23 protein-coding genes are annotated in these 23,537 nt (G+C 64.8%); 5 read left to right on the top strand and 18 right to left on the bottom strand.

The genetic code is table 11. The features are described 5' to 3' along the window. Window positions 1–169: 169 nt before the first annotated feature. Window positions 170–301 (bottom strand): hypothetical protein, encoded by a 132-nt coding sequence (locus tag EPL00_RS24000; RefSeq protein WP_274380985.1) that lies wholly within the window; start codon window positions 299–301, stop codon window positions 170–172. Between EPL00_RS24000 and EPL00_RS05990 the strand changes: the two genes are divergently transcribed. After that, a complete protein-coding gene (locus tag EPL00_RS05990; protein WP_368407931.1) occupies window positions 276–2,216 on the top strand; it encodes a DUF7289 family protein in 1,941 nt (646 codons plus the stop codon). The genes EPL00_RS24000 and EPL00_RS05990 overlap by 26 nt on opposite strands. A gap of 52 nt (window positions 2,217–2,268) precedes the next feature. On the opposite strand, the gene EPL00_RS05985 is transcribed toward EPL00_RS05990, so the two are convergent. From EPL00_RS05985 to EPL00_RS24150, 7 genes are read right to left on the bottom strand one after another with little or no spacing between them, the layout of a single operon-like run. Continuing rightward, window positions 2,269–3,057, bottom strand: coding sequence for a DUF7289 family protein (locus EPL00_RS05985; RefSeq protein ID WP_135851366.1), 789 nt, complete (start codon window positions 3,055–3,057; stop codon window positions 2,269–2,271). Further along, a complete protein-coding gene (locus EPL00_RS05980; protein WP_135851367.1) occupies window positions 3,054–3,539 on the bottom strand; it encodes a DUF7266 family protein in 486 nt (161 codons plus the stop codon). The genes EPL00_RS05985 and EPL00_RS05980 overlap by 4 nt, the downstream gene beginning before the upstream one ends. Continuing rightward, the gene (locus EPL00_RS05975) at window positions 3,536–4,555 is read right to left on the bottom strand and encodes a DUF7261 family protein (RefSeq protein WP_135851368.1); all 1,020 of its coding nucleotides are present in this window, start codon (window positions 4,553–4,555) and stop codon (window positions 3,536–3,538) included. The genes EPL00_RS05980 and EPL00_RS05975 overlap by 4 nt, the downstream gene beginning before the upstream one ends. After that, entirely contained in the window at window positions 4,543–5,190 is a 648-nt protein-coding gene (locus EPL00_RS05970; protein WP_238398132.1) for a DUF7288 family protein, read from the bottom strand. Before EPL00_RS05970 ends, EPL00_RS05975 begins: the two co-directional genes overlap by 13 nt. Window position 5,191: 1 nt before the next feature. Continuing rightward, complete coding sequence (locus EPL00_RS05965) at window positions 5,192–5,755, bottom strand: DUF7287 family protein (protein WP_135851369.1); 564 nt, start codon at window positions 5,753–5,755, stop codon at window positions 5,192–5,194. 2 nt (window positions 5,756–5,757) lie between these two features. Continuing rightward, window positions 5,758–7,779 (bottom strand): type II secretion system F family protein, encoded by a 2,022-nt coding sequence (locus EPL00_RS05960; protein WP_135851370.1) that lies wholly within the window; start codon window positions 7,777–7,779, stop codon window positions 5,758–5,760. Beyond that, complete coding sequence (locus tag EPL00_RS24150) at window positions 7,776–12,215, bottom strand: ATPase, T2SS/T4P/T4SS family (RefSeq protein WP_368407930.1); 4,440 nt, start codon at window positions 12,213–12,215, stop codon at window positions 7,776–7,778. Before EPL00_RS24150 ends, EPL00_RS05960 begins: the two co-directional genes overlap by 4 nt. 362 nt (window positions 12,216–12,577) lie before the next feature. On the opposite strand from EPL00_RS24150, the gene EPL00_RS05950 reads away from it, so the two are divergent. From EPL00_RS05950 to EPL00_RS05935, 4 genes are all read left to right on the top strand, one after another. Further along, window positions 12,578–12,973, top strand: coding sequence for a hypothetical protein (locus tag EPL00_RS05950; protein WP_135851371.1), 396 nt, complete (start codon window positions 12,578–12,580; stop codon window positions 12,971–12,973). Window positions 12,974–13,056: 83 nt separating this feature from the next. After that, window positions 13,057–13,266, top strand: a complete 210-nt coding sequence (locus EPL00_RS05945) for a hypothetical protein (RefSeq protein WP_238398131.1) — start codon at window positions 13,057–13,059, stop codon at window positions 13,264–13,266. Between the two features lie 2 nt (window positions 13,267–13,268). Further along, the gene (locus EPL00_RS05940; protein WP_135851373.1) at window positions 13,269–13,802 is read left to right on the top strand and encodes a hypothetical protein; all 534 of its coding nucleotides are present in this window, start codon (window positions 13,269–13,271) and stop codon (window positions 13,800–13,802) included. A gap of 8 nt (window positions 13,803–13,810) precedes the next feature. Beyond that, window positions 13,811–14,023 (top strand): hypothetical protein, encoded by a 213-nt coding sequence (locus EPL00_RS05935; protein ID WP_135851374.1) that lies wholly within the window; start codon window positions 13,811–13,813, stop codon window positions 14,021–14,023. 13 nt (window positions 14,024–14,036) lie between these two features. On the opposite strand, the gene EPL00_RS05930 is transcribed toward EPL00_RS05935, so the two are convergent. From EPL00_RS05930 to EPL00_RS05885, 10 genes are all read right to left on the bottom strand, one after another. Continuing rightward, a complete protein-coding gene (locus tag EPL00_RS05930) occupies window positions 14,037–14,297 on the bottom strand; it encodes a hypothetical protein (protein WP_135851375.1) in 261 nt (86 codons plus the stop codon). Between the two features lie 96 nt (window positions 14,298–14,393). Beyond that, on the bottom strand, window positions 14,394–14,840 hold the full coding sequence (locus EPL00_RS05925; protein ID WP_135851376.1) for a hypothetical protein: 447 nt from the start codon (window positions 14,838–14,840) through the stop codon (window positions 14,394–14,396). Further along, window positions 14,833–15,312 (bottom strand): hypothetical protein, encoded by a 480-nt coding sequence (locus tag EPL00_RS05920; RefSeq protein WP_135851377.1) that lies wholly within the window; start codon window positions 15,310–15,312, stop codon window positions 14,833–14,835. Before EPL00_RS05920 ends, EPL00_RS05925 begins: the two co-directional genes overlap by 8 nt. Before the next feature lie 95 nt (window positions 15,313–15,407). After that, on the bottom strand, window positions 15,408–16,772 hold the full coding sequence (locus EPL00_RS05915; RefSeq protein ID WP_135851378.1) for an ABC transporter ATP-binding protein: 1,365 nt from the start codon (window positions 16,770–16,772) through the stop codon (window positions 15,408–15,410). After that, window positions 16,748–17,893 carry an ABC transporter ATP-binding protein gene (locus EPL00_RS05910; protein WP_238398130.1) on the bottom strand — a complete coding sequence of 382 codons (1,146 nt, stop codon included), beginning with the start codon at window positions 17,891–17,893 and terminating at the stop codon, window positions 16,748–16,750. The genes EPL00_RS05915 and EPL00_RS05910 overlap by 25 nt, the downstream gene beginning before the upstream one ends. Window position 17,894: 1 nt before the next feature. Further along, window positions 17,895–18,854, bottom strand: a complete 960-nt coding sequence (locus EPL00_RS05905) for an ABC transporter permease (protein WP_135851379.1) — start codon at window positions 18,852–18,854, stop codon at window positions 17,895–17,897. Further along, window positions 18,854–19,843, bottom strand: a complete 990-nt coding sequence (locus tag EPL00_RS05900) for an ABC transporter permease (protein ID WP_238398129.1) — start codon at window positions 19,841–19,843, stop codon at window positions 18,854–18,856. Before EPL00_RS05900 ends, EPL00_RS05905 begins: the two co-directional genes overlap by 1 nt. Before the next feature lie 190 nt (window positions 19,844–20,033). Further along, complete coding sequence (locus tag EPL00_RS05895) at window positions 20,034–22,079, bottom strand: ABC transporter substrate-binding protein (RefSeq protein WP_162224158.1); 2,046 nt, start codon at window positions 22,077–22,079, stop codon at window positions 20,034–20,036. Between the two features lie 145 nt (window positions 22,080–22,224). Continuing rightward, window positions 22,225–22,503, bottom strand: a complete 279-nt coding sequence (locus EPL00_RS05890; protein WP_135851381.1) for a hypothetical protein — start codon at window positions 22,501–22,503, stop codon at window positions 22,225–22,227. Window positions 22,504–22,557: 54 nt separating this feature from the next. Next, complete coding sequence (locus EPL00_RS05885; protein WP_135851382.1) at window positions 22,558–23,250, bottom strand: type 1 glutamine amidotransferase domain-containing protein; 693 nt, start codon at window positions 23,248–23,250, stop codon at window positions 22,558–22,560. Window positions 23,251–23,537 lie beyond the last annotated feature (287 nt).

Here is a 23,537-nt window from a genome sequence, read left to right as displayed (position 1 = left end):
TCTGGTTGCTATCCGTTATCAGTGGGCGTCGTACAAAGAGTTTCCGGTGGGTCGAACCGCCGGAGGACGCCCCGAAGCCAGCGGCCGAGACGGGGCCAGCAACCCCGGAAAACGACCGAATCGGCGGCCGGTTCCGCGGTCCGAATGACTACCGTTCGACGCCCGCCGTTCAACGTCCGCGGACTAGATACAACAGGATGCCGACGAACATCACGAGTCCGCCGAGGATGAACGTACCGGGAATCGGGAGGACGAACAGTCCCACGCCGACGAGCATGACGACGGTCGAGAGTTTGGGCACGGTCGAAGCACGGTCGCCACGAGGGAATCGCTTGTGGCCTCCGGACCGTCGTTCGTCCGGTCGAGTCAACGCACTAGTGAATATTTCCCGAGAGGTGGCAAGTTGGTTTATAACACAGTGGTTCGATGGGGCGGATATGACCGGTCGGCGAGGGTTCGAATCAGGGGGCACACGAGAGAGAGCGACAGTTGGAGGCCTCCGTGGTCAGTCCGAAGTACTGAGTGTGATACTTCTGCTCGCTATCACTATCGTCGGGACGGGCCTCATCGTGTCGTTCGGGTCGTCGGCGCTGAACGACTCGAAGCAGGCCTCGGAGATAGACAGCGCGGAGAACGCGATGACGCAACTCGACTCGAAGGCGAGTCTGGTCGGCATCGGTTCGTCGCCCGTCCAGCGAACCTCACTCGGCGTCGATAGCGTCGCCGTCGAGAACCGAAGCGGGTGGATGCGCGTCCGAGTCGTCAACCGGACCGACGGCACGACCGAATACGTCGTGATGAACCAGACGCTCGGCGCGATAACCTACGCGAACGGCGACACCGACATCGCCTATCAGGGCGGCGGCGTCTGGAAGCGCACGGAGGGCGGGAGTACGATGGTCTCGCCGCCGGAGTTTCACTACCGGGGGACGACGCTGACGCTCCCGCTGGTCACGGTCAATGGCACCGACTCGTTGGACGGGACGGTCCGCGTGACTCGCGACGGTCCCACCGAATCGAAGTTCCCCAAGCCCGGTACCGACGACTTCCGGAACCCCCTCGAAAACGGCGAGGTCAACGTCACCGTCCGGAGCGAGTACTACGAGGCGTGGGGCCGGTTCTTCGAGCAACGGACCGGCGGGCGCGTCTCCTACGACCACGACGACGACCGGGTGTTCATCACGCTGGTCGTCCCGACTCGGACCCGCAACGTCACGAACGCGCTGGCCGGAACCACCCCCGACCAGATGACCATCAAGGGCGCTGGCGGGTCGTCGTTCACCGACAGCTACAACTCCTCGGACGGCCCGTACCCCGGCAGTCCGTCGCCGCCATACAAGGGCACCATCGTCACGAAAGGGAGCGTCGAACTCACCGGCGGTGCGGAAATCTACGGCGACCTGCGGACGGGCGGCGGTACGGTCGAGTTCGGCGGCGGCGTCACGGTCCACGGGAACGTCTCCTACGGCGGCACCATCGACTGCAACGGTGGCCCGCCCGGAAGCGACTGTAGCTCGGTCTCCGGGTGGCAAGCCAACAACGGCACGGTTCCGGACATCACACCCATCGGCGACATGGTAACGGGGAAAGTCTCGACGTACAGCAAGCCCTCGAACAACGACAACGACGCCGTGACCGCCATCGACGGCGAGGAGTGGAACCAATCTGAATCGACGCTCACTCTACCCTCGGGCGCGTACTACCTCGATAACGAGAACCTCGATTCGTCCCAGACGCTGGTGTTGGACAACTCGGGCGGCGACATCACGCTCGTCGTGGACGACGACGTGGTGTGGACCGACGCGACCGTCGAGGTGGCTGACCCCGACGGCGGGATGGTGAAACTCTACACCTCCGGCTCGAAGTTCCACGTAATCGGCGGCGAAGTCGGCGACACGACGACGCACGACTCGCCGACGTTCCGAGTGTACGCCAAGCCGGGTCTCGACGTGAAACTCGACGACCACGCGAAGTTCGTCGGGCTAATCTACGCGCCGGGCACCGACAGCCAGACGGGGTCGATTACGGTCCGCACCCAGTCGGAACTGTTCGGCGGCGTCGTCGGGGGCGGCAACACCTTGTTGCAGGCTGGCGGGTCGATTCACTTCGACAGGGCGCTCCGGTCGGTAGACCCCGTAGTCGGCGCGGGGAGCAACGTCCCGCGGCTGACCTACCTCCACATCAGCGTCAGTCGCGTGAACGTGACGAGCGCGTGAGGAGGCCACTGCTTTTCTATCGAGAGAGATAACCCGACGCCCAGACACCGCCTCAGCCCTTCAGGTCGAACTCCACGACAGTCTCGGAGACCAGCAGGTGGTCGGTCCGGAACTGGTAGGTCACCTCGCCGTCGCTGGCGTCGCCATCGACGGCCGTCATGCCGGTCTCCTCGAGGTAGCGGCCCCACGCCGCGGCGCGGGGCGAATCCACCGTCACGTTGACCCGCGCTTCGTCGGCCGCGTCGGGACCCGTGTCGAAGGTGCCGTCGAGTCCCTGCGACTGGCGGTAGGCGACCAACAGGACCGTCGAGGAGCCCCCGATGCCGCCCGAATCCGTGCGCGGGTACGTCACCAGTAGGGGCACCATCGAGCGCCGGTCGTCCACCAGTAGGCCGGGTTCGGTGCGCATCGCGGCCGCGCCGTCGTCCACGCGGAACGTCGCGCCCGCCGAGTACACCACGTCGCCCGCCGCGCCGGAGTAGACCAGCGGCCGGGTCGTCGCCGAGTACGTCGCGTTGGCGTCCGTGGCGGTGTGGTTGACCCGTACTTCGACGGTCACCGGGTCGCCGAACCCGAGCGTCGCGTCCGAGAGTTTGAGTTCGGTCGCGCGACTCGGCGCGCCCTCGCGGGTCAGGTCCCCGACGTTGTCGTCCAGCACGTCGAACGCCCGGACCGCGTTGGTCAACTGCTCGTCCTCGCGGGCGTCTTCGAGACCGCCGATGCCCGTCGTGTAGACCACGCCGACCGAGGCCGTCACCAAGGCGAACACGAAGACGAAACCGATGGTCTCGCTGACGCCGCGTCGGTCGAGCGTCCCGCTCCCGCCGGACCGCCCCGTCACGCCGGGACCACCTCCACGTCGCCGTCGCCCGCCAACTCGATTCGGAGGTCCCCGCCGCGGACCGTGGTCTCCTCGACCGGCGTGTCGTGGTGGAACCCGACCCGGACCGTCACCTCGGGCGTGTCGGACTGGAGGACAATCACGGCGGGCGAGGTCCGAATCGACACGTCGTAGCGCGTCCCGCCGACGCGCTCGGGGAGCGTCACCGACAGCGAGACCGTCGGGTCGGTGCCCGGTCCGGCGGTGCCGACCTCGGCCAGCCTGTCGGCGGCCATCAGGTCCGCGGCGACGCGCTCGCCGACGACCGAGAGTTCGGTCCGGACCGCAGACTCCCGTCGGTCTTGGACCATCCCGCCCGTCGCGGTCAACACCCCACCGACGAGCAGCGTCGCCACGACGAGGTTGAGCGCGTAGTTGACCGTAATCGAGACGCTCCGGGTGTCGTCGCCGAACCGCCGCGCGCCCGACTCTCGGGGCGTCATCGCGGCTCACCCGGTGCGGCCCGGACGGTCGTGTGGAACGCGACGTTCGGCGTCTCGAAGTGAATCTCGAACGCGGCGGCGTACACCGCGGGTGCCCACCGCGGCGACGACGAAGCTCCCGGTCCGGCGAAGTTCCCGGTCTGAACCGCCGTCGCGGCCGCCGACGTGTCCACCGTGACCTCGTAGGTCCCGGTCGCGTCGTCCGCGTTATCGAAGCGCACGTCGTAGGGCGCGGCGACCCCCTTCGCCCAGTCGAGGGCCGGACACCGCGTTCCCCCGACCGTCCCCGAGGTGAGGTCCACGGTCGCCGAGGCCGCCGTCACCGAGCAGACCGGGTCGGCGGTCGTCTCGCTGGCGTTCTTTACCGCGACGGTGATGGCCCCGCCGTCGTCGTAGACGCGGGCCAGCCACTGGTCGCCGCCCTCCTCGACGCGGACCGCGAACGCCCCGGTCTTCGCGTCGCTCAGGTCGTCGCGGTTCACCGTCAGCGTGAACCCGCGTACGCCCGCCGTCCCGCCCGCTCCGGCGTCCTCGACGAGCGTCCAACCGCTCGCCGCGCTCGCGCTCGTGAAGTTCCGCGAGGAGTTCGTCTGTCGGAGGAGTCGCCCCTCGGTCAGCGCCAGCGTCTCGGTATCGACCTGCGCGATGGTCCCGCGACTGGCGTGGTAGCTCGACGCCAGCCTGTCGTAGCGCGCGACCCCCGCGGTGACGTTCTCCTCGACTTCGGCTCGGGTGGTGTACTCGGCACGGTTCTCGGCGTCCACGACCTCGCCGACGCCCGCGACGGCCTCCTGTCGGAACGAGACCGCGGCGTCGTCTTCGATTTCGGCTCCTCGGGTGGCGAGGTTCTGCGTGTAGATGACCGTGTTCAACAGCAGGACCAGCGCGACCAGCGTCACCGCGACCGCGAGACCGGTCACGAGGATGAGTTGGCCGCGGTCGCCCGAGCGGTCGGCGGTCCCGCCGCGGTCCCCGCCGCCGGACCGACTGCCGTTTCGATGCCTCACATCTGCCATACGACGATGCGCACCTCCATGACGTTGTAGAAACTCGCGTTGGGCGCGGCGTCGGGCGCGTAGAAGCTCGCCGACGAGACGGTGCCGCTCGCGCCCGAGAGCGACGCGTCGTCGGCGAGGGCGACGGTTCGGGTCGCAGTCGCCGCGTTGTCGCTGGGCGACCCCATGTAGACCATCGTCTGCTTTCGCGTTCCGTTGTCCGCCGTCCGGTACGTGACTTCGACGTTGTACGCGATGCGCCGCCCGCCGGTCGAGAGGTCGCCGAACGTGTCGTTCAGCGCGGCCCCGAAGGCGTTGGGCGGCCCGCCGTTGGCGTAGAACCCTCGGCCGCCAGCCCCGACGAACGCCGACTCGGCCGGGTTCCAGAACGTCACCGCGGGTCGGAGCGTCCCGTTCTCGGCCGCGGCCGACAGCACGTCGGCGGCCGCGGTCCGGTGCTGATTCTCGATGTGTTGGTTCGACGTGCTGGCGGTCAGCGGCGTGACCGCGGTCGCCTGTAGCGCGAACAGCACGCCCGAGACGACCAGTAGCGCGGCCGTGAACGCTTCGAGGGTGTGGACTTGCCCGCGGCCGCGAGAGCGTGCTCGCTCGCGGCCCCGAGAGCCAGACCGGTCGCGAGGAGCGTCGCCCGACACGCTACCACACCCTCACGTAGAGGTCCACGTCGTCGCCGCCCAGCAGGACGACTCGGCGGGCGACGACCACGCTCTCGGACTCCGGCGGGGCCGGTCCCGCCGCGAGTGCGACGCCTCCTCGGGACCGGACGCCCCCGTCGTTCTCTATCGTGACGTTGACCGCCGTCGCCGGGCCGAGTCCGAGTGCGGCGTCCAAATTGGCGGCGTCGGTGGTGTACTGACACCCCGCGACTCCGGCCGCGCCATCGCCCGCGGCGTCGAAGAACTCGGCGGTACACGCCGGGTCGAACACGCCGGGACTCGCCGGGTCGGCCAGCACCTGCTCGGCCAGCAGGCCCGCAGTCCGGTCGGCCGCCAGCACGTCGCCCGACCCGGTCGCGGTGAACGGCTCGAAGACGCCCGGCAGGAACGCGACGACGAACGCGACGGTCAGCAGGAAGACGCTCATCCCGACCACGAAGTCGATGCTGGTCTGTGCCCGCGAGGAGTGCCTGCGGTCGGCCGGTCGGGGGTCGCCCTCGTCGGGCGGTCGGCCGTCTTCCGGAGCGGAGATTTCTCGGAGCATGGTCAGATGAACGCGAAGGTTATCAGCGCGACGGTCGGCAGGACGACCGCGAACTTCACGCCGGACATGAGCGAGGCGTCCCGGATGTAGCCCGCGATGAACCCCGACAGAATCGCTTGCAGGGTCACGGCGTGGAAGAACAGCATCGACAGGAGGTTGGTGTCGATGCCGCCGCCGAACTGCGACGAGCCAGCACCGCTCCCGCCCGAGGAGGCCTGACTGGCGAGTCCGGCCATCACGTCGAGGAACTTCACCTTCAGGATGGCCATCACCGCCAGCAGGGTGAGGTAGGTCATGATGATGATGACGACCTGCATCCGCGAGCGGGACTTGCGCTCGCGGGCGATGTCGTCCTGATTCTCGCTGGCCTGCGCGGCGGTCGAGAGGACGGCCGTAATCTGGCTGGACGCTTCCTGTGCCTTCGAGACCAGCTTCACGGTCCGAGCGAGCCGCGGGATGTGATACCGGTTGTTGAACTCGATGAGCGCGGCTCTCAAACTCATGCCGTACTCGACCTTGGCGTGAATCACGTCGAACTCGTCGGCGAGCTTTCCGGTCGAGGTGTCGGCGACGGTTCGGATGGATTCCAGCAGGGTGAGGCCGGTGTCGTTGGCCGACGAGAGCTTCCGGAGGTTGTCCGAGAGCTTGCTGATTACGGCCTGTCGGGACCTGACGTTCCACGTGTGGAAGACGGCCAGCGGGAGGAAGTTGACGTACACCGGGACGTAGACGTAGATGAACGTGCCCCAGATGGGCCGGGCGACCATCTCCTGAAACGTCCGGGGTGCCGCGCCGGACCAGACCGCGTTGCCGACCAGCACGAGCGACGCGGGGACCGTCAACCCGAGGATGAACAGGGGATGTTCTCGGAAGAAAATGTGTGGTTGTTTGAGGAGTTCGACCGTCTCGTAGGTGCCCTCGCGGCTCTTGATGCGGTCGAAGACCGAGAACTCGCCGACGTACCGCTCTATCAGTCCGAGGTGGAGCAGGCCCGCGCCGGTCGCGGCTTCGAGTCGGTCACCGCCGTCCGAGGGACTGAGGAAGCCGTCGCCGGGGTCGTCCTGCTTGACCGTCGAGACCAACACGAGGAACCCGACGCCCGTCAGGGGAATCAGCCCGTAGACCGTCGCGTAGAGCATCGACTCTTGGGCCTGCCCGAGCATCGACATGATGACGAGGATGATGATGAGAAGCAGGGGGAACAGCGAGAGGGTCATGTACATCTCGCCGAACAGTTCCAGCGTTTCGAGGGTCATCTCCTGTTCCTGCTTGGCGGTCCGCATGTGCTTGTCCTTCTTGTCGTCCAAGAAGTCGCTCATGTCGCCCCCGGAGTTGACGATGGAGAGCATGTCGGTCAGAAACTGGGCGAGTTCGTCGCTCGGAGTCTCCAAGGCCCGTTTCTGGATGGCGGTCCGGTAGTCGGTGTCGAAGTACTCGGTCTCTTGGACGATGGACTGGAACTCTCGGGCGACCTCGCCGTAGGTGTCGTCGGCCTTCGCCATCGCTTCGAGGATTTCGAGTTGGTTCAGCCCGCCGATGGAGAGGGCGTACATAAACGAGATGGCGTCGGGCAGGAGCATGTTTATCTCGCGTTCGCGCTCGCTGGCCCGCATGTAGGGGATGCCGACGACGATTCCGAAGCCGATGGCGAAGCCTATCGCGCCGAAGACGAGTCCGCTGGCGACGACCAGCGAGGGAATCTTGAACGTCCGGATTATCCACGCGACGAACTCGTTGGGCACCGGCACGCCGATGAGGACCCCCACTTCGACGACGCCCGTCATAAAGAGGACGTAGCCGACGAACGTCCCGAGCAACCAGAGGAGCGCCCCCGAGAGGACGCCGACCGCGAGTCCCCGCGAGAGGTACAGTTCCACGGTATCGGGCATTCGGGCCTCGGCGAGCTTCCGCTCCACGTCGGCCACGAAGTCGCCCTCGTCGTCGAAGAGGTACTCGAACAGGGGGTAGAACGTGTCCGCCAGCGAGTCGGCCGACCGCTCGGGACCGGAGGTCCCGTGGCTCATGTCGGGTCCTCCTCGGTCGCGTCGTCGCGGTCGGAGTCGGCGTCGAAGGCCGCCTCGAAGTCGCCGAACGAATCAGTGTCGTCACCGGCGTCGTCGCCGTCCGGGTCCCCGCCGCCGACGATTTCGTCGGCGAACTCCTCGGGGTCGAGTCCCTCGCCGGAGCCGAATCCGTCCCCGGAACCGAACTCGTCACCGGGGTCGCTACCGTCTCCGAGGTCGCTACCCTCACCGAAGTCGTCGCCACTCCCGTCTTCGGTCTCGTCGTACACGTCGGGGAAGTTGCCCAGTTCTCCGGCGTCGTTGACGTTGCGGACGCTGTCTTCCGGGCCGACCGACTCGGTGTCCTCGACCGGACTCTCGTCTCTCGGCTCCGAGTCCAGCAGGTCGCCGCCGAAGGGAGTGTCGGGTTCGCCGGTGGAATCGCCGCTTCGCGGGGCGTCTCGGGGCGGGCCGCCCTCGTCGGAATCGGGGCGGATTTCGGCGGGCGCGTCGGTCGGTTCGGCCGACTCCGCGAGCGCGACCGCGAGTCCCTCCACGTCGGCGTCGGCCCCGCGGTAGTCGTCCAGCAGGCGGTCCTCGGCCTCCGCGAGGATGCCCTTGGCGAGTTCGTAGATGTCCTCGCTCGGGTCGGGCCGGGGTACCATCTCCTCTTTCTTGGGGTCCACGTCTATCTGGACGCTCTCCATCTCCCGGAGGTCCTGCAGGCTCTCCTCTAACTTCTCGTTGGCCACCAGCGTCAGGATGGTGTCGGGGTCGTTGATGAACGCTTGAACGGTGGCCGCGACCTGCGTGTACTCGTTCAGGCCGTTCTTGATGAGGTACGCGAGGATGACCCGGCGTTTCAGAATCTCTTTCTCCAGTCTGTCGCGGTCCCATCCGCGGTCGAACATGATTTCGTCCATCGTGTTCGACCCCGAGAGGCGCATGTACTCGTCGTCCTCCGCGCGCCACTGGAAGATGTCTTGGACGTTTATCTCGTCGTTCTCGGCGCTGTACTCGTTGATTTCGGTCAGCGACTTGTTCCGCCGGACCTTGCTCCCCTGTACCCGCGTCTGGGTCTGGATGGAGACCAAATCGAGCGCGGTGAACAGCGTCTTGCTGACGTTGATGGGTTCGGTCGTGAACCGCTTCAGCACCTCGCCCACTGTGTCGGCGTGGAACGTGGTGTAGGTCGTGTGACCCGTGGACATGACTTGGAAGAGCGTGCGGCCCTCCTCGCCCCGAATCTCGCCCATCACGATGTAGTCGGGGCGTTGACGGAGCGCGGCCTCCAGTAGGTCGAACTCGTCCACGTCGCCCTTGTCGTCGTCGCTGAACGACGGTCGGGTGACGGATGCAATCCAGTTGCGCTGTGGCAGTTCGACCTCGCGGGTGTCCTCGATGGAGACGATTTTCGTGTTGCTCGGGATGAACAGCGACACCGCGTTGAGGCTCGTCGTCTTCCCGGAGGCGGTACCCCCGGCGAAGATGAGCGACTTGTGGTTCTCGATGGCGAGCCACATGAACGCCATCTCCTCCAGCGAGAAGGTGTTCCAGTTCACGAGGTCCACCGGGGTGAACGGCACGTCCTTGAACTGCCGGATGGTGTAGTTGGTCCCGTGGTCGCTGACCTCGCGGCCGAGGGTGAGCTGTGCGCGCGAGCCGTCCGGGAGGGTGGCGTCCACCTGCGGTTGACGCTTGCTGATGCCCTTTCCGGACCGCTGGGCCATCTTGACCACGAAGTCGTCCAGTTCCCCTTTGCCGTGGTAGACGTTCGTGATGACCTGCTCGTAGTCGGTGTGGTAGACGAAGACCGGCGCGTTGTACCCGTCACACGAGATGTCTTCGACGTTGATGTCGTGCTTGATGCCGTCGATGCGCTCGTAGCCCACGAAGTCCCGCCGGAGGTAGTAGAGCAACTTCTCGGCCTGATACTCCGAGAGGTCGTCGCTGTCCTCCTCGATGAGAACCGGCTCGGGCCGGACCATGATGCCGTCGAGACCACCGTCGTCGTCGGGCCGTAGCTCCTCGATTTTGGCCTCGACCGCGGCCCGCAACTGCTCGCGCAGGGTGCCCTCGGCCTCGAAGTCGAGGTCGAGGTACTCGTCGAGGCGGACGCGCGGTTCGGTCCGGTCCTCGTCGTCGGTCGTCGCGGGTAAATCGCCCTCGTCGGCCGTCGCAGAGACCTCGGTCGCGGGGTCCGGTTCGTCGGGTTGCCACGGCGCGGGCGCGTCCGGTTCGTCGGCGGACTCGACTTCGGACTCGGCGGACCCGACTTCGGACTCGGCGCTCGCGTCGTCGCCGACCGCGCCGCCATCCGCGGCGACCTCCTCGCCGTCGGCCGCGTCGTCCGGGTCGGTCGCCGCATCGGCGTCGGCCGAGGAGTCCTCGCTCCCCGGTTCGGCTCCCTCGACCGCTTCCGGGTCGCTGTCCGCCGCGTCTCCGAGTTCCGCGTCGCCGTCGTCCGCTCGGTCGGCCGCCTCGGCGCGTCGCTCGCGGCGCTCCTCTACGAACTCCCGGACCGGCTCGATGGCCTCGTCGGTCTCCTCGCGGAGGCGTTCGACGTAGGCCCTCACGGCGTCTCGGGTCTCGTCGTAGCGGTCGAGGAGGTCCGCCAACTGCTCGGCGCGCTCGCCGTCGTTCTCGGCGTAGAGGTCGTAGCGCGCCAGCAATTGCAGGGTCTCGCGCTCGATGACCTCGGCGCGCTCTTGCTCCTCGGCTTCGACCACCACGTCGTCGCTGGAGTACTTTATCGAGGACCGGAGCTTCTTCGTCAGGAACTCCTTGAGGTCCTCCTCGATGGGCGTGCAGTGCGGTTCCACGAGGTAGTACTTGGTCTCGTTCTCCTTCGCCGAGTGGAAGATGACGACGAACGAGTAGGGTTTGTTGACCCAGTAGCGGTCCCGCTCCCGGAAGTGCTGTTTCTTCGGGAGCGCGACCTCTTTTTCGAGGTCGTAGCGGTTGACCAGCGTGGTGTGGCCCTCGACCGTCGAGAAGAAGGCGTCCTCGTCCAACTCCTCGGGCACGTCGAGGGTGCGCTCGTCCTCGATTTGCAGGAGCTTCCGGGCGTCGTGTGCGCCCTCCGCGAGGAGTTCCTCGATGTCCTCCTCGGGGAAGCCGAGCCACTCGTCTTTCTCGAAGCGGTCGATGTCCCCCTCGTCGTCGCGCGGTCGCTCGGGTGCGGTAACGTCGGTGTCGGTGTAGTAGTACTCGTACTTGAAGTGTTCCCAGTAGTACTCGCCCTTCGTGACCGGCGTCGTCGCGGGGTCGAGCCACTCCTCGAACGACGAACTCAGGTCCGTGACCGCCAGCCCGCTCTCGAAGACGCTGGCCCCGAAGTCGTCGTGGCCGAGCCACTCGCTCCGGTCGAAGGGGACGACTTCGCCGTCCTCGTCGCGGGGGAGCGCCATCCCCTCGCCGTCGTAGTAGTACTCGTAGCGGAAGTGTTCCCACAGGTACTCGCCGAGCGCGACCGGCGTCTGCTCGGGGTCGAGGTACTCCTCGAAGTACGCGCTCAGGCCCGCGGCGGTCTCCGCGCCCTCCTCGACGCGCTCGCCGGTTTCGGCCGGGTCGTGTCCGAGGAACTCCTCCGGTTCGAACGGTCGGGCCTTCCCGCGCCAGTTGGTCGGGGGACTCCCGTCCTCGTAGAAGAACTCGCCTTTGAACTCGTCCCAGTCGTACTCGCCGACCGTGACCCCCGCGCTGGCGAGTTTCTCGTCGCTGATTTCGAGTGCCCCCGGTCCCTCGGACTCGTCGTCTTCGGGGTTCTCGGCGCTCTCCTCGTCTTCTGAGTCTTCTGTACTCTCGTCGTCTCCGGAGTCTTCCCTGTCCTCGTCGCTTCCGGAGTCGTCCGTCTCCTCGTCGTCTCCGGACTCCTCGGCGTTCCCGTCTTCGAAGTCGTCGGTTGCGTCGTCGTCCGCGGCGGTGTCGTCTTCGGGTCGTAAATCTTCGTCGTCGGAGTCCGCACTTTCGTCGTCGGGGTCGGACTCATCGCCACCGCCCGATTCCGCGTCGGAATCCGCATCGTCGGCCACGTCCTCGTCGTCGGGCGCGGTCGGTGAGTCGTCGGTCTCCGCCTCCTCGATTTCGACGGCCGAAGCCGCATCGTCGGCCGCGTCCGTCTCCTCGGCCGAGTCGTCGTCGGTCCCCGCGTCGCGGTCCGAGTCGCCCGCATCGGACCCCGCGCCCTCGTCCGGTTCCTCGGCATCGCCGTCGGCGTCCGCGTTGGATTCGTCGGCGTCCCGCTCGCCGTTGGCGTCCGCGTCGGAGTCGTCGGCGTCGCGTTCGCCGTCGGCGTCCGGCCCGCCCACAGTTCTGTCTGTAGTGTCGTCCGCACCTTCGACTCCCGAATCGTCTTCTCGCGCGTGTCGGTCGCTCCCGTCCCGGCCCCGGTCCGCGTGGTCCCGCCGTGACTCCTCGTCGGAGGCGTCGCCCCCGGCGTCCCGTTCGTCGCTCATTGGCTATTCCCCTCGACTAATGACGCAAAAAACCTCGTAACAGACAGCAGATACGTCGTCATAGTTTACTTTACTTGCTCAATGCAGGGGTAATCAAAATTGTGGCCAACAGGATGAAAGGTTGATACGTCGGGTCCGGTCGGCTCCCGAGTTCGCACGCCGAATCTCGGTCCCGTCACTCCAATCGGTTTCGTGACGGGTCCCCGTGCGCTCGGTCGTCGGAGGCCGCGATTTCTCTCGCCGACGGTCGTGACGCGAACCCGACTCGTCGGCGGGAACGCCGCCGTTTCCCCCGAAAAACCGGAAGGCGTAACTGCCGGGCCTCGCAACCCTCGTGCGTGCTTTCAGTACGGTTCCTGTCGATGGTGAGCACGACTCTGCTCGTGGTCGGGGCGCTCCTCGTGGGCGAGGCCCTCCACGGCGGCGTCGTGACTCGGGAGTTCGCAGTGACCTCGCCGTACGTCGTCATCCGGATACTCCTCGGGGGCGTCTTCATCGCGCTGGGCTACCGACTCCGCTCGCCGGTCGAGGAGTACGTCGAGATGCCGTCGGGCGAGCCGAGTCGTTCGGGCGACGCGAGCAACGACTCGCCCGCCACCGACCAGTCGCAGGAGGCCGACCGGTCCGGGGAGTTCGACCCCGAGCTGTCGCCGCTCGGCGGCGACGGTCTCGAACACGTAGACGCCGACGAAGACGACGTGCGACGAGACGACCGAAACGACGGCGACCGAGCGGCCACGGGCGACGAGGGTGAGTGAAAGTACGGAACTTTTAACCTTGGCGAATAGTACCACAAACCATGGCGATACGCGAACAAGTTCCAAAGCCCCTTCGTGGTCCGATGGGTTTTGCATCGTTGGCGGTCATGCTCTTGGGCGTCGTGATCGGCTATATCCTCGTCACGACCGGTCTCACGCTCTACTTCAACTTGGACCCTATCGAACAGGGAGCGGTCAGTAGCTTCGAGGCCCTCGCCGTGACCGGAATCGGCGTCGGAACGCTGGCAGTCGGCTACCTCGGCTGGCGCGGCTTCAACTACTTTGCCTACTAACCATGCCGACAGACGTTCGCAATCACCCCGACGCGCCCGACCTCGAAAAGCTTCGGAACCTCGTCCTCGAACCCGTTTCGCAGGACGAGATTCGGCGTCGCCGGGAAGACGGCGAGGTATTGGTCGAAGACGTAATCAACGAGCGCGAGGACCTCGACGTGCGCGCGCCGATGAGCGACGAACCGGGTGAACCGGTCGAGGGCGACGTTGGCACCGCGTTGTATCGACTCGTTCAACTGTTCGGCACGCCGCCGTTCCCCGAGTACGTGGCAGGCGAGGACATCAGCGATCGCCACGAGACGACCTACAAGTACCTCTTCCGGGCCACACTCGAAGACGAAGTCGAGGAGTTGCCCGACGAGTGGCTGTTGACCCTCTGTGACTGGCGACTCGAACTCGGCGTCGGCGTCTGTGAGTGGCGCGACGAGGAGACCGACTTCACCGCCGACGCGACGGTCGGGGTGACCTCGATGGCGCTCGCCCAGAACGTGACGACCGAGCCGGTCGAGTGTGATTACAAAGATATCTGGTACTAACTCGGTGCATGGACGACCCGAAGGAGTCGATGTACGTCTGGTTGACCGACGAGCGAAACCGGACAGTACTCCTGTTCGCGTTGGCGGCCGGGCTCGGTCTCACGAGCCTCTTTTTCTTCTTCGCCGGGAGTTCCGACTCCCCGACGCGCGCGGAGTTCTCGCTCATCCTCGCCGCGATGGTCGTCGTGTTCTACATGACGCTCCGGACGAACGTCTACTGAGGCGGTCGGTCAACTACTGGCCGGTCAACCAGTGCATCAGCGAGAACGCCACTACGAGCGAGGAGACCAGCAGTCCGGCGAACACCGGGACGATGGCCGAGTAGGCGTAGAGGCCGAGCCAGTGGCCGCCGTAGGCCGCGGCGACGAACGTCGGCACGGACAGCACCAAGAACAGCGACGAGAGGTACCCCGCGAGCGTCGGGTCGTCGCCGTGACTCGCGTAGGTCCCCCGCTCGCGGACGGTCTGGTCGCGCTGTGGCGTGTCCTTCGGCACGGGGTGACGTAGCGCGGGGCGGCCCATAAACTTCGGGATACGACCCGGAGAGCGTACGGTCGGGCGTATCGAGACGAGTGTCGTCGGACTCGGAGGTCAGGCTTCGAGGTAGCCCCCGAGGAGCAACGCGCCGAAGTACGACCCGTAGAACGTGACGACGTACGGCGGCAGGCCGCTGGCGAGCGCCTCGCCGAGCATCTTGGGCAACAGGAGGTCGCGGGCGAACGGCGGGTACCCCAGCAGCCACAGCGGGGCGACCCACGCGACGACGTGGACGGCGAGACCGACCGCCATCGCGACGAGCGAGAGCGTGATGCTCTCGGCGAGGTCGTCGGCGAGGAAGTGCGTGTACGCGCCCGCCACGCCGACCAGCGCCAGCGCCCACGTCTCGGTGACGACCCACGGGAGGTACTGGTTTTTCAGGAACATGAACGACCCCATCCCGGCGACGACGCCGGTCAGCGTCCCGAGCGCGAGCAGGCGGAGTCGGCGTCCCAGTGCCCCGAGGTCGAACCCCATCCCCGCGAGGTCTCGCTCAGCCATCGGTCTCCTCCGTGACTTCGATTTCGACGCGTTGGTCCCGTATCCGCCCGTCGAGTTGCCCGGTCACGACGATGGCTCCCGCTTTCGCGGCTTCGGCGGCCTGCTCGCGGTGTTCCTCCGGGACGCTGACTCGCGCGGTCACGGTCCGGGTCTCGCCCGGCGGAATCGCGGTCTCCTCGACTTCGTTGCCGGTGCCGGTCAGTTGCGTGCCGTCGGCTTTCCCGTAGAGTTGGCCGTAGGCCGCGGTGAACTCGGTCCGCGTAGGATTGTGGACTCGTATCTGGACCACGAGTTGGTCGCCCTCCTCGGACATCGCCACGTCGGTCGCAGTCGCGTCGATGCTGACCGCGTTCATGACGGCGAGATGGCCGGAGAACGTCGGGACGAACAGCGCCGCCGCGACGAGTAAGACGACCACGAACGACCCGACCGTAATCGGCTTCTCGGGCCGCAGTAGCCTACTCCTTGACATTCGATATCACAAACGCGTCGCTACCGTAACATAAGCGTTTTCGATACCAGTCGCAGTGAGTGCCCGACCGTCGAAAAACGAGTCCGCCGTGGCGGTCAGTCGTCCGCGCTGGGCGCTTTCCGCGTCTTTCGACTCTCGCCCTCGTAGAGGTGACACGCGGTTATCTGCGGTCCGGCCTCGCGGAGGTCGGGGTGTTCCTGCTCGCAGATGGTCTCGAACTCGCCGTCGAGTACGTCGCGCGCACCGTCGTAGTCCTCCTGTACGACACGCTCGGCGGCCTCTCGAAGCGTACTCTCGGCGTCTCTCGGTAGTTCGAGTTGGTCCGGGTCGATGGTCGTCCCGGTCCGACTCGCCGGGCGATGCTCCTCGGGCAGTTCGAGCGACAGGCCGTGTTCGATGAGTTCGTCGGCCGCGCGTCCGGTCGCGGTCTGCCCGCTGGTCTCTACGTCCTCCGGACCGAGTTGTTCGGCCAGCACCTTCCGCTTGAACTGGAACACGCGACGGAACGCGGGTTGGCCGCCGGACCAGTCCTGTGGCGGGATAATCTTCGAACACCGGGGGTGGAACCGGCATCCCGAGGGCGGGTCCCGCGGGTTGGGAACCTCGCCGGTCACGTTCGCACGCTGGCGCTCGGCGTCGGGTGCGACCTCCGGCACCGCGTCGAACAGCGCCTCGGTGTAGGGGTGTTTGGGGTTCATCACCACCTCGTCGGTCGGACCCTGCTCGATTACGTCGCCCAGATACATGATGGCTGTCCGGTCGCACATGTACCGGATGAGCGAGAGGTCGTGGCTGATGAACACGTAGGTCAGGCCGTACTCGTCCTGTAGTTCCTTCATCAGGTTCAGCACGCCCGCACGGATGGACACGTCGAGCATCGAGACGGGTTCGTCACAGACCACGAAGTCGGGGTTGACGACCAGCGCCCGCGCGATGGCGACGCGCTGGAGTTCGCCGCCGGACAGTTCCTTGGGGAACTCGTTGAGGTACGCCTCCGCGGGCGAGAGTCCGACTTCGTTGAGGACTTCGATGACGCGCTCGCGGCGCTCGTCGTACCCGCCGTACATGTCGTTGATGCGGAGCGGTTCCACGACCGACTGGAAGACGGTCATCCGCGGGTTCAGGCTCTCGAAGGGGTCCTGAAATATCATCTGGACCCGCTTGCGGAACTCTTTCTCCTCGTCGTTGGACATCTCGGTGATGTCGTTGCCGTCGAAGTGGATGCTCCCGTGGGTCGGTTCGTAGAGTTGGACGAGCAACTTCCCGAGCGTGGTCTTGCCACACCCGGACTCGCCCGCGATGCCCATGATGTCGCCCTCGTTGATGGTGAACGACACGTCGTCTACCGCTTTCACGGGCGACGGCTCGTTGCCCATCAGTCGGTCCACGACGCCTTGGGACGTGCCGAACCACTTCGAGAGGCTCTCGACTTCTATCAGTGGGTCTGCGTTTCGGTCCATGTTTCCTCCTGAGCTGCGTCTTCGCGCATTCGTTCGAGTTTGTCCACGCGGTAACAGGCCGACCGGTGTGCGTGCTGGTCGGTGGCTTCGGTTCGAGTCCCGTTTTCGGCGGCGTCCACGTCGTACATCGGCGGATGCTCGGTGTGACACTCGTCGATGACGAACGGACACCGGTCGGCGAACCGACAGCCCTTACCGGGGTCCAACAGCGTCGGAGGCGACCCCGGAATCGAGACTAACTGGGTCTGTTCTTGCTTGACCGTCGGGAAGGAATTTTTCAGCCCGAGCGTGTAGGGGTTCGCGGCGTTCTCCAGCACTTCCCGCTTGGGACCGCTCTCCATCATCTTGCCGCCGTACATCACGCCGAGCTTGTCACAGATTTCGGCCATGACGCTGATGTCGTGGCTGACGACGAGGATGGAAACGTCGAACTCGTCCTGTAACTCCTCGAGTTCTTCGAGGATGCGGTCTTGGATGATCACGTCGAGTGCGGTCGTCGGCTCGTCCGCGATGAGCATATCGGGATTGCACGCCATCGCCATCGCGATGACCGCGCGCTGTTTCATCCCGCCGGAGTACTCGTGAGCGTAGTCGTCGGCCCGCTCGGGTTCGATGCCGACCCGTTCGAGGAGGTCGCGTGCGCGAGCGTCGGCCTCCTCGCGGGTCGTGTTGGGTTCGTGCCGGAGGATGGCCTCGACGATCTGGTCGCCGACCTCGTAGACCGGGTTCAGCGCGTTCATCGCGCTCTGTGGAATCAGCGCGATGTTCCGCCACCGCACGTCCCGGATGTCTTGGTCGTCCAACGCGGTGAGGTCGGTCATGCCGTCCTCGCGGACGGGGTACTGTTCGTCCTCGATGACCTCGCGTCTGGGGTTCCCGCTCTCGTCTTCCCAGCGGGGAAGGGTGCCGTCGAACCAGACTTCGCCGTCCTCGACGTAGCCGTTCGCGTCGAGCAACTGGATGAGCGACTTGCCGAGGGTGGTCTTGCCACATCCCGACTCGCCGACGAGACCGAACGTCTCGCCGTGTTCGACGCTGAAGCTAACTTCGTCGACGGCGTGGACCTGTGCCTCGCCAGCATCGTACCGTACCGACAGATCGCTTACTTCGAGTAGTGACATGTTAGTTGTCCCCCTGCGGGTTGGTCACGTCCTCCATCGAGAAGCCGATGAAGTAGAACGCGGCCGCGATGAGCATGATGCAGATGCCCGGCGGGATGAGCCACCACCACGCATCGAAGACGTACCCGTTCGACTTGATGTTCTGGAGCATCAGCCCCCACGAATTGGCAGTGAAGTCCGCCAGTCCGAGGTACGCCAGCGACGCTTGGGCGATGATGGCGGTCGCGGCGTCCTGCGCGAGGAAGACGAACGCCAGCGGCAGGACGTTGGGCATGATGTGACGGAACACGATTCGGGTGTCGCTCGCGCCCGCGACCTTCGCCGATTCGACGTACGAGCGTTCCTTCAGCGAGAGGGTCTCTCCTCGGATGACGATGCAGTTGTTCAGCCACGACGTGACCGCGATGCCGAGGATGATGTTCGTCGTCGTGATGCCGCGAATCGCCACGAGGACGATGAGGAACGGCAGGAACGGCAGGCCGTACATCACGTCAACGATGCGCTGAATCGTCTCGTCTATCCACGTGTTCCCGTAGAAGCCACTGATGAGTCCCAGCGGGACGCCGACCAGACTCGACAGGAGACCGGCCGCGAAGCCGATGTAGAGCGCGTCGTCGGCCGCCCGGACGATGAGCGTCAGGATGCCCTGTCCGACGTAGTTCGTGCCGAACGGCGCCCAGAACGGGTCGCCGAACGCGGGCGGGTGGGGAAGCGACTCGGCCTGCTCGGCCGTGAGGCGTCCGGGTTCGGTGCCCAGATACGCACGCCACTCCAGCGAGTGGGGCGCGAAGAAGTCGGGGAACAGCGCCCAGAGGATGAACACCACCATGATGACGATGCCCAGCACGCCCATCTTCTCCTCCGTGAATCGGTCCCAGCCGCGGCGGAACCGCTCGATACGAGGTCGCCAACGCTCCTTCAGTGAGTCGATCTGTGAGGATTTTTCGGTTTCTGTCGACATTAGGAGTCACCCCCGAACTTGATTCGCGGGTCGAGATACGTGTACACGATGTCGGTCAGGAGTCGCATGACGACGATGAGGATGGCGAGCATGAAGAACGCCGCCTGCGAGACCGGGTAGTCCCGACTCAGCACGGACGTGACGAGTACCTGACCGAGTCCCGGCCAACTGAACACGTTTTCGATGATGACGCTGCCGTTGAGCAGGAACGCCAGTCCGACGATGGCTTGGGTCGCCACCGGGATGAGCGCGTTCCGGGCCGCGTGTTTTATCATCACCGTTCGCTCGCTGAGTCCCTTCGCCTGCGCGAGGAACACGTAGTCCTCGCCGGTGACGTTGTTCATCGCGGGCCGCATCACCAACATCGCACCGACCCACGAGACGAACGCGATGCTGATGAGCGGAAGCGTGATATGTTTGAGCACGTCCGTGATGATGGTCACGACCGTCCAGTCGAACTCGGCGAACTTCGTGAACATGTACGTGCTCGGGAACCAGCCGAGTTCGTAGTTGAACAGCCAGATGAACAGCCACGCGAGCCAGAACGCTGGCATCGAGTACACTGCGAGACTCGACGTGAAGATGGTCTTGTCTTTCCGAGTGCCGCGCCACCACCCGAGGTACATCCCGACGAGCGGGCCGACGATGAACTGGGCGATGAACGCCGCGCCGAAGAGGACCAGCGTTCGCGGGAAGCGGCTGATGATGACTTCCCAGACGGGTGCCTTGTACGTCGGCGAGCGACCGAAGTCACCGGTCTGGTAGTTTATCATGAAATCGATGTACTGTCTCCAAATCGGCTCGTTCAGACCCCACGTCTCTCGTAACTGCTCGATGTCCGCCTGATCCAACTCCGGGGTGATCATCGACGCGATGAACGACCCCGGCATGCTCCGGATGAGGACGAACAGTAGCGACATGATGACAAGCAGGGTCAAGTAGGAGACGACCAACCGCTTGCCGAGGTATCGTGCGCTAATTCTTGTCATAGTTTGTGTTCAGTGACCGTGTGATTACTTCTTTCAATCGGGACTCTGGCAAATACGTGATATCCATCGTGGAGGTTCGTTATCAATGTGATGATTTACCACAGCACGGAGCCTCTTCGGACCCACTCGGGAGTACTCGCGTGGGAGCCGCGTCGGGCGAAAACGGAAGTCGAGTGTCGTCGCGCGGTCGTTACTCTTTCAGGTGGATGTTGTTGATCTCCGCGCCGAAGGCGGCGTACGCCGGGTCCACGAGGTTCGAGATGAACCCGCTGAACTTCGAGGAGTTGACGGGCCACCGTTGCTTCTCGTAGGACATGACGTAGTACGGCATGTCGAGGTACACCTTCTCTAAGGCCTTCGCGGTCGTCTTGTTGCGTTTCTCGGGGTCCAGCTCGGTCCGAGCAGACGAGAGGAGTTCGTCGGCACTGCCGCCAGCGAGACCGTAGCCGATGGAGTTGTTGGTCAACTTGTCTTCGTTGCCGTCGGAGAGATCGTCGGCGTTGTTACTGTGGAAGAAGGAGTAGGCCGAACTGCCGAACGGTCCGGTGTTGCCCCAGCCCATCGGGTAGATGTCGAAGTCCTCCTCGTAGTAGACTTTCGACAACATCGTGTTGAACTCCAGCGCCTGCGTTCGCACCGGAATGCCGAGCGTTTTGAGGTTGTCGGCCCACCGCTGGATGGCCTTGGCCTCTTTCGGCTTGTTCTTCGGCGGGTCGATCAAGATGGTGATCGGACCCCCGTCCATGACCTCCGGAATGGTGTTGCCATTCACGCGAATCTCCTTGTCGGCCCCGTCGAAGTCCTTGAGCACGCCGGTCTTGACCGGACCGAAGGAGTAGTCGTGCTTGGCTTCCGACTGGCTCGCGCTCACGTCCGAGAGGCTACCGGGGTACTCCATTCCCGCGTACGTGCCCGAAGACCCGTCGATGACGTTCCCGTCGGTGAGGAACTTACGGATGGCTTTCACGTCGGGAATGTCGGCCTCTTTGTTCCGGAATTTGAACGCCTCCGTCGCCGGATGAGTGGCGACTTCCTCCTCGCCAGCGAACTGGTAGTCCGGACGTGGCCTAGCGTAACCGGGCGTCTGTGCGAAGTCGCCGTTGATGACGTAGTCCTGCTTCAGACGAGAGACCCAGTAGTGTTCGTCGAACAGGAACGACATCGCCTGCTTGAAGCTCACGTCGTCGAGGGGTTTTCGCCGCCCGTTGAACCCGAAGTAGCTGAAACCACTACCGAGGCCCTTGATGAGGTCCTTGTCCTCGTCGTCTTTCACGTCGGGAATCTTGGACGTGGTGAGACTCCCGTAGTGGGTGTCGATGCCGCCCTGCAGGAACGCGTTGGTCATCGCGGTCTTGCTACCGTAGACTTTGAAGTTGACCTTGTCGAGGAACGGCCCGCCAGCGATGAGCTGGTCGTGTTCCTTCTTCCAGTCGAGGGTGCTTAGCTTCTCGTAGTAGTTGTCGTGGTCGAACACGAGCTGCATCGAAGTGGCAGGGTCGAACTTCGTGAGATGTCCCGGACCGAGGCCGACGGGGCCGTTGTCGGGGTTGGCTTTCATCGGGTCGTACTTCTTGTAGTCTTTGCCCTCCCACTTGTGCTTGGGCAGGAGTGGAAGGCCGCCGACTACGTCGGTTTCCCAGTAGCCGAACGGTCTCTTGAGGTCCACCCGGAAGTCCCAGTCGCTCTTGGAGGACTCCTCGATTTTCTCCATCGGTTCGATGACGGAAGCGTACTGTCCCGGCTGGTTCTCGATGCAGTACCGATAGGTGAACAGCACGTCTTCCTTGGTGAAGTCCTCGCCGTCGTTCCACTTCAGCCCCTCCCGCATGTTGAAGTAGACGCTCGGCGTATCGCCGGTCTCGATCTTCCAGTCGGTGAAGACGTTCGGAACGACCTCCTGTGTGACGGGGTCGAGTTCGTTGCCGAACTGGTAGACCCGATTCAGGGCGACGCCAGCGTAGACCGAACTGCTGGTCAGAATGTTCGACGTGTCCGGTTTCGAGGACATCCCGTACACCAGCGTTCCGCCACGCGGGATATCTTCTGCGTTCTTGTCGCTCTTCGTCGGCGTCTGCTCCTCGGTCGTCTCGTCGCCGGAGGTGGTATCCTGTGAGTCGTCGCTACCGCCGCCGCTACAGCCAGCGAGAGAGAGGGCGACGGCACCAGCACCACTCGCTTTCAGAAACTTCCGTCGGCTATCGTTCGTATCATCCGATTGGTTGCGCCGGTGTGGCATACCAATGTGGTATGGAATCATCCATTTAAATCTACTGGTTGTGAGGTGATAGTATAGTAACGGCACGATAAACAGAAGTATAGACTCGATTCGGGAGTCGCCACGTCGGTTGATCGGTCGAGCAACCGTCGATTGTAAGCGGGTATTACTCGCCTAACCCCTCTCCGTGGAGACCCATGTACCCGAAGTAGACCGTCGCGGCGGCGGCCATCGTCGCCATCGTTATCCAGAGCCGCGGCGTCAGCGGACTCGGGTTCGACTGCGCCCAGACGATACTCAGCACCGACCACAGCGTAGCGACGGCGAACGCCATCATCATTATCCACGTCCCGAGGAGTCGCTCCTCTCGTCGGGCGGTGAGAAGCGCGACAGTCATCAACAGCCCCGCGATGATCGCGAGGACGCCGCGAGTGTCTATCGCCATCGTACTCTCACCTATCGGTGAGTGGACTCGACTGATAAAAGTGTGTGGTCGGCGTTACGCGGGCGGTGCGACGCCGAGCGCCTCGATGAGCGCCATCACGCCCTCGTGGGACGACTCCGGTCCGCGGGCGGTGATGAGGTCGCCGTCCACCGTGACGCTGGCGTCGGCGTCGAGTTCCGCGTCCCAGTCGCCACCTGCGGCTTTCACCTCGTCTTCGACCCAGTAGGGAAGCTTTCGGCCGTCGGGCATCAGGTCGTTGTCGTCGACGATGTTCTGTTCCCACTCGTTCGGGAACCCGGTCACCTCGCGGCCCTCGACCAGCATCCCGCCGTCGCTGTCGCGGGTGAACGCCAAGAGGCCGACCGCGTGACAGACGACCAGCGCCTTCTGGTCGTCGCCTTCGACCGCCTCTCGCAGGAGTTGTCGGGCGTGCTTGTCCTGATTCACGTCCCAATTCGTCCCGTGGCCGCCGGGGAACACCACGGCGTCGTACATGTCGGTGTCGGCCTTCGCTATCGGTTTCGGGTTCTGCAGTCGCTGGTCGTTCCGATGGACCTCTTTGACCCACTCGGCGGTCTCCTCGCCCACGTTCTCGGGGTCGATGGACCGGTCGTCTACCACCGGCTTGTTTCCACTCGGCGTCGCCACCTCCACGCTGGCGTCGGTGTCCGAGAGCGTCTCCAGCGGATCGACGCACTCCTCGCCCCAGTACCCCTCCTCACTGACTACGAACAGTACCGAAGTCATCGTCTGAGGTTACTTCGCGATAGGCAAGAAAGGCCCGGCCGGGGAGAACTCGGCCGGTAGTTAATTCTCGGGTGCAGTACCACGTACGCCCGGCCGAAGGCCGAGAGAGACAGAACTCGTTGGAATATATTTGGCGGTCGAATGTCGCGACTAACTGCTAGAATACTCAGCGGACAGAATGGAGATTGGGGTTCGCTACGCACGTCACTGCTGTCGTTCGTGTTGTTTCCGCGAAAAGTAGCGGGAGGTGGACTTGAACCGGAGCGAGACGTTCCTGCTCGCTTCGC

This window comes from Halorussus salinus, from assembly GCF_004765815.2.
Classification (GTDB): Archaea; Halobacteriota; Halobacteria; order Halobacteriales; family Haladaptataceae; genus Halorussus; species Halorussus salinus.
Note: the sequence above shows the minus strand (reverse complement) of the source record. Positions and strands in the feature narration are given on the sequence as shown.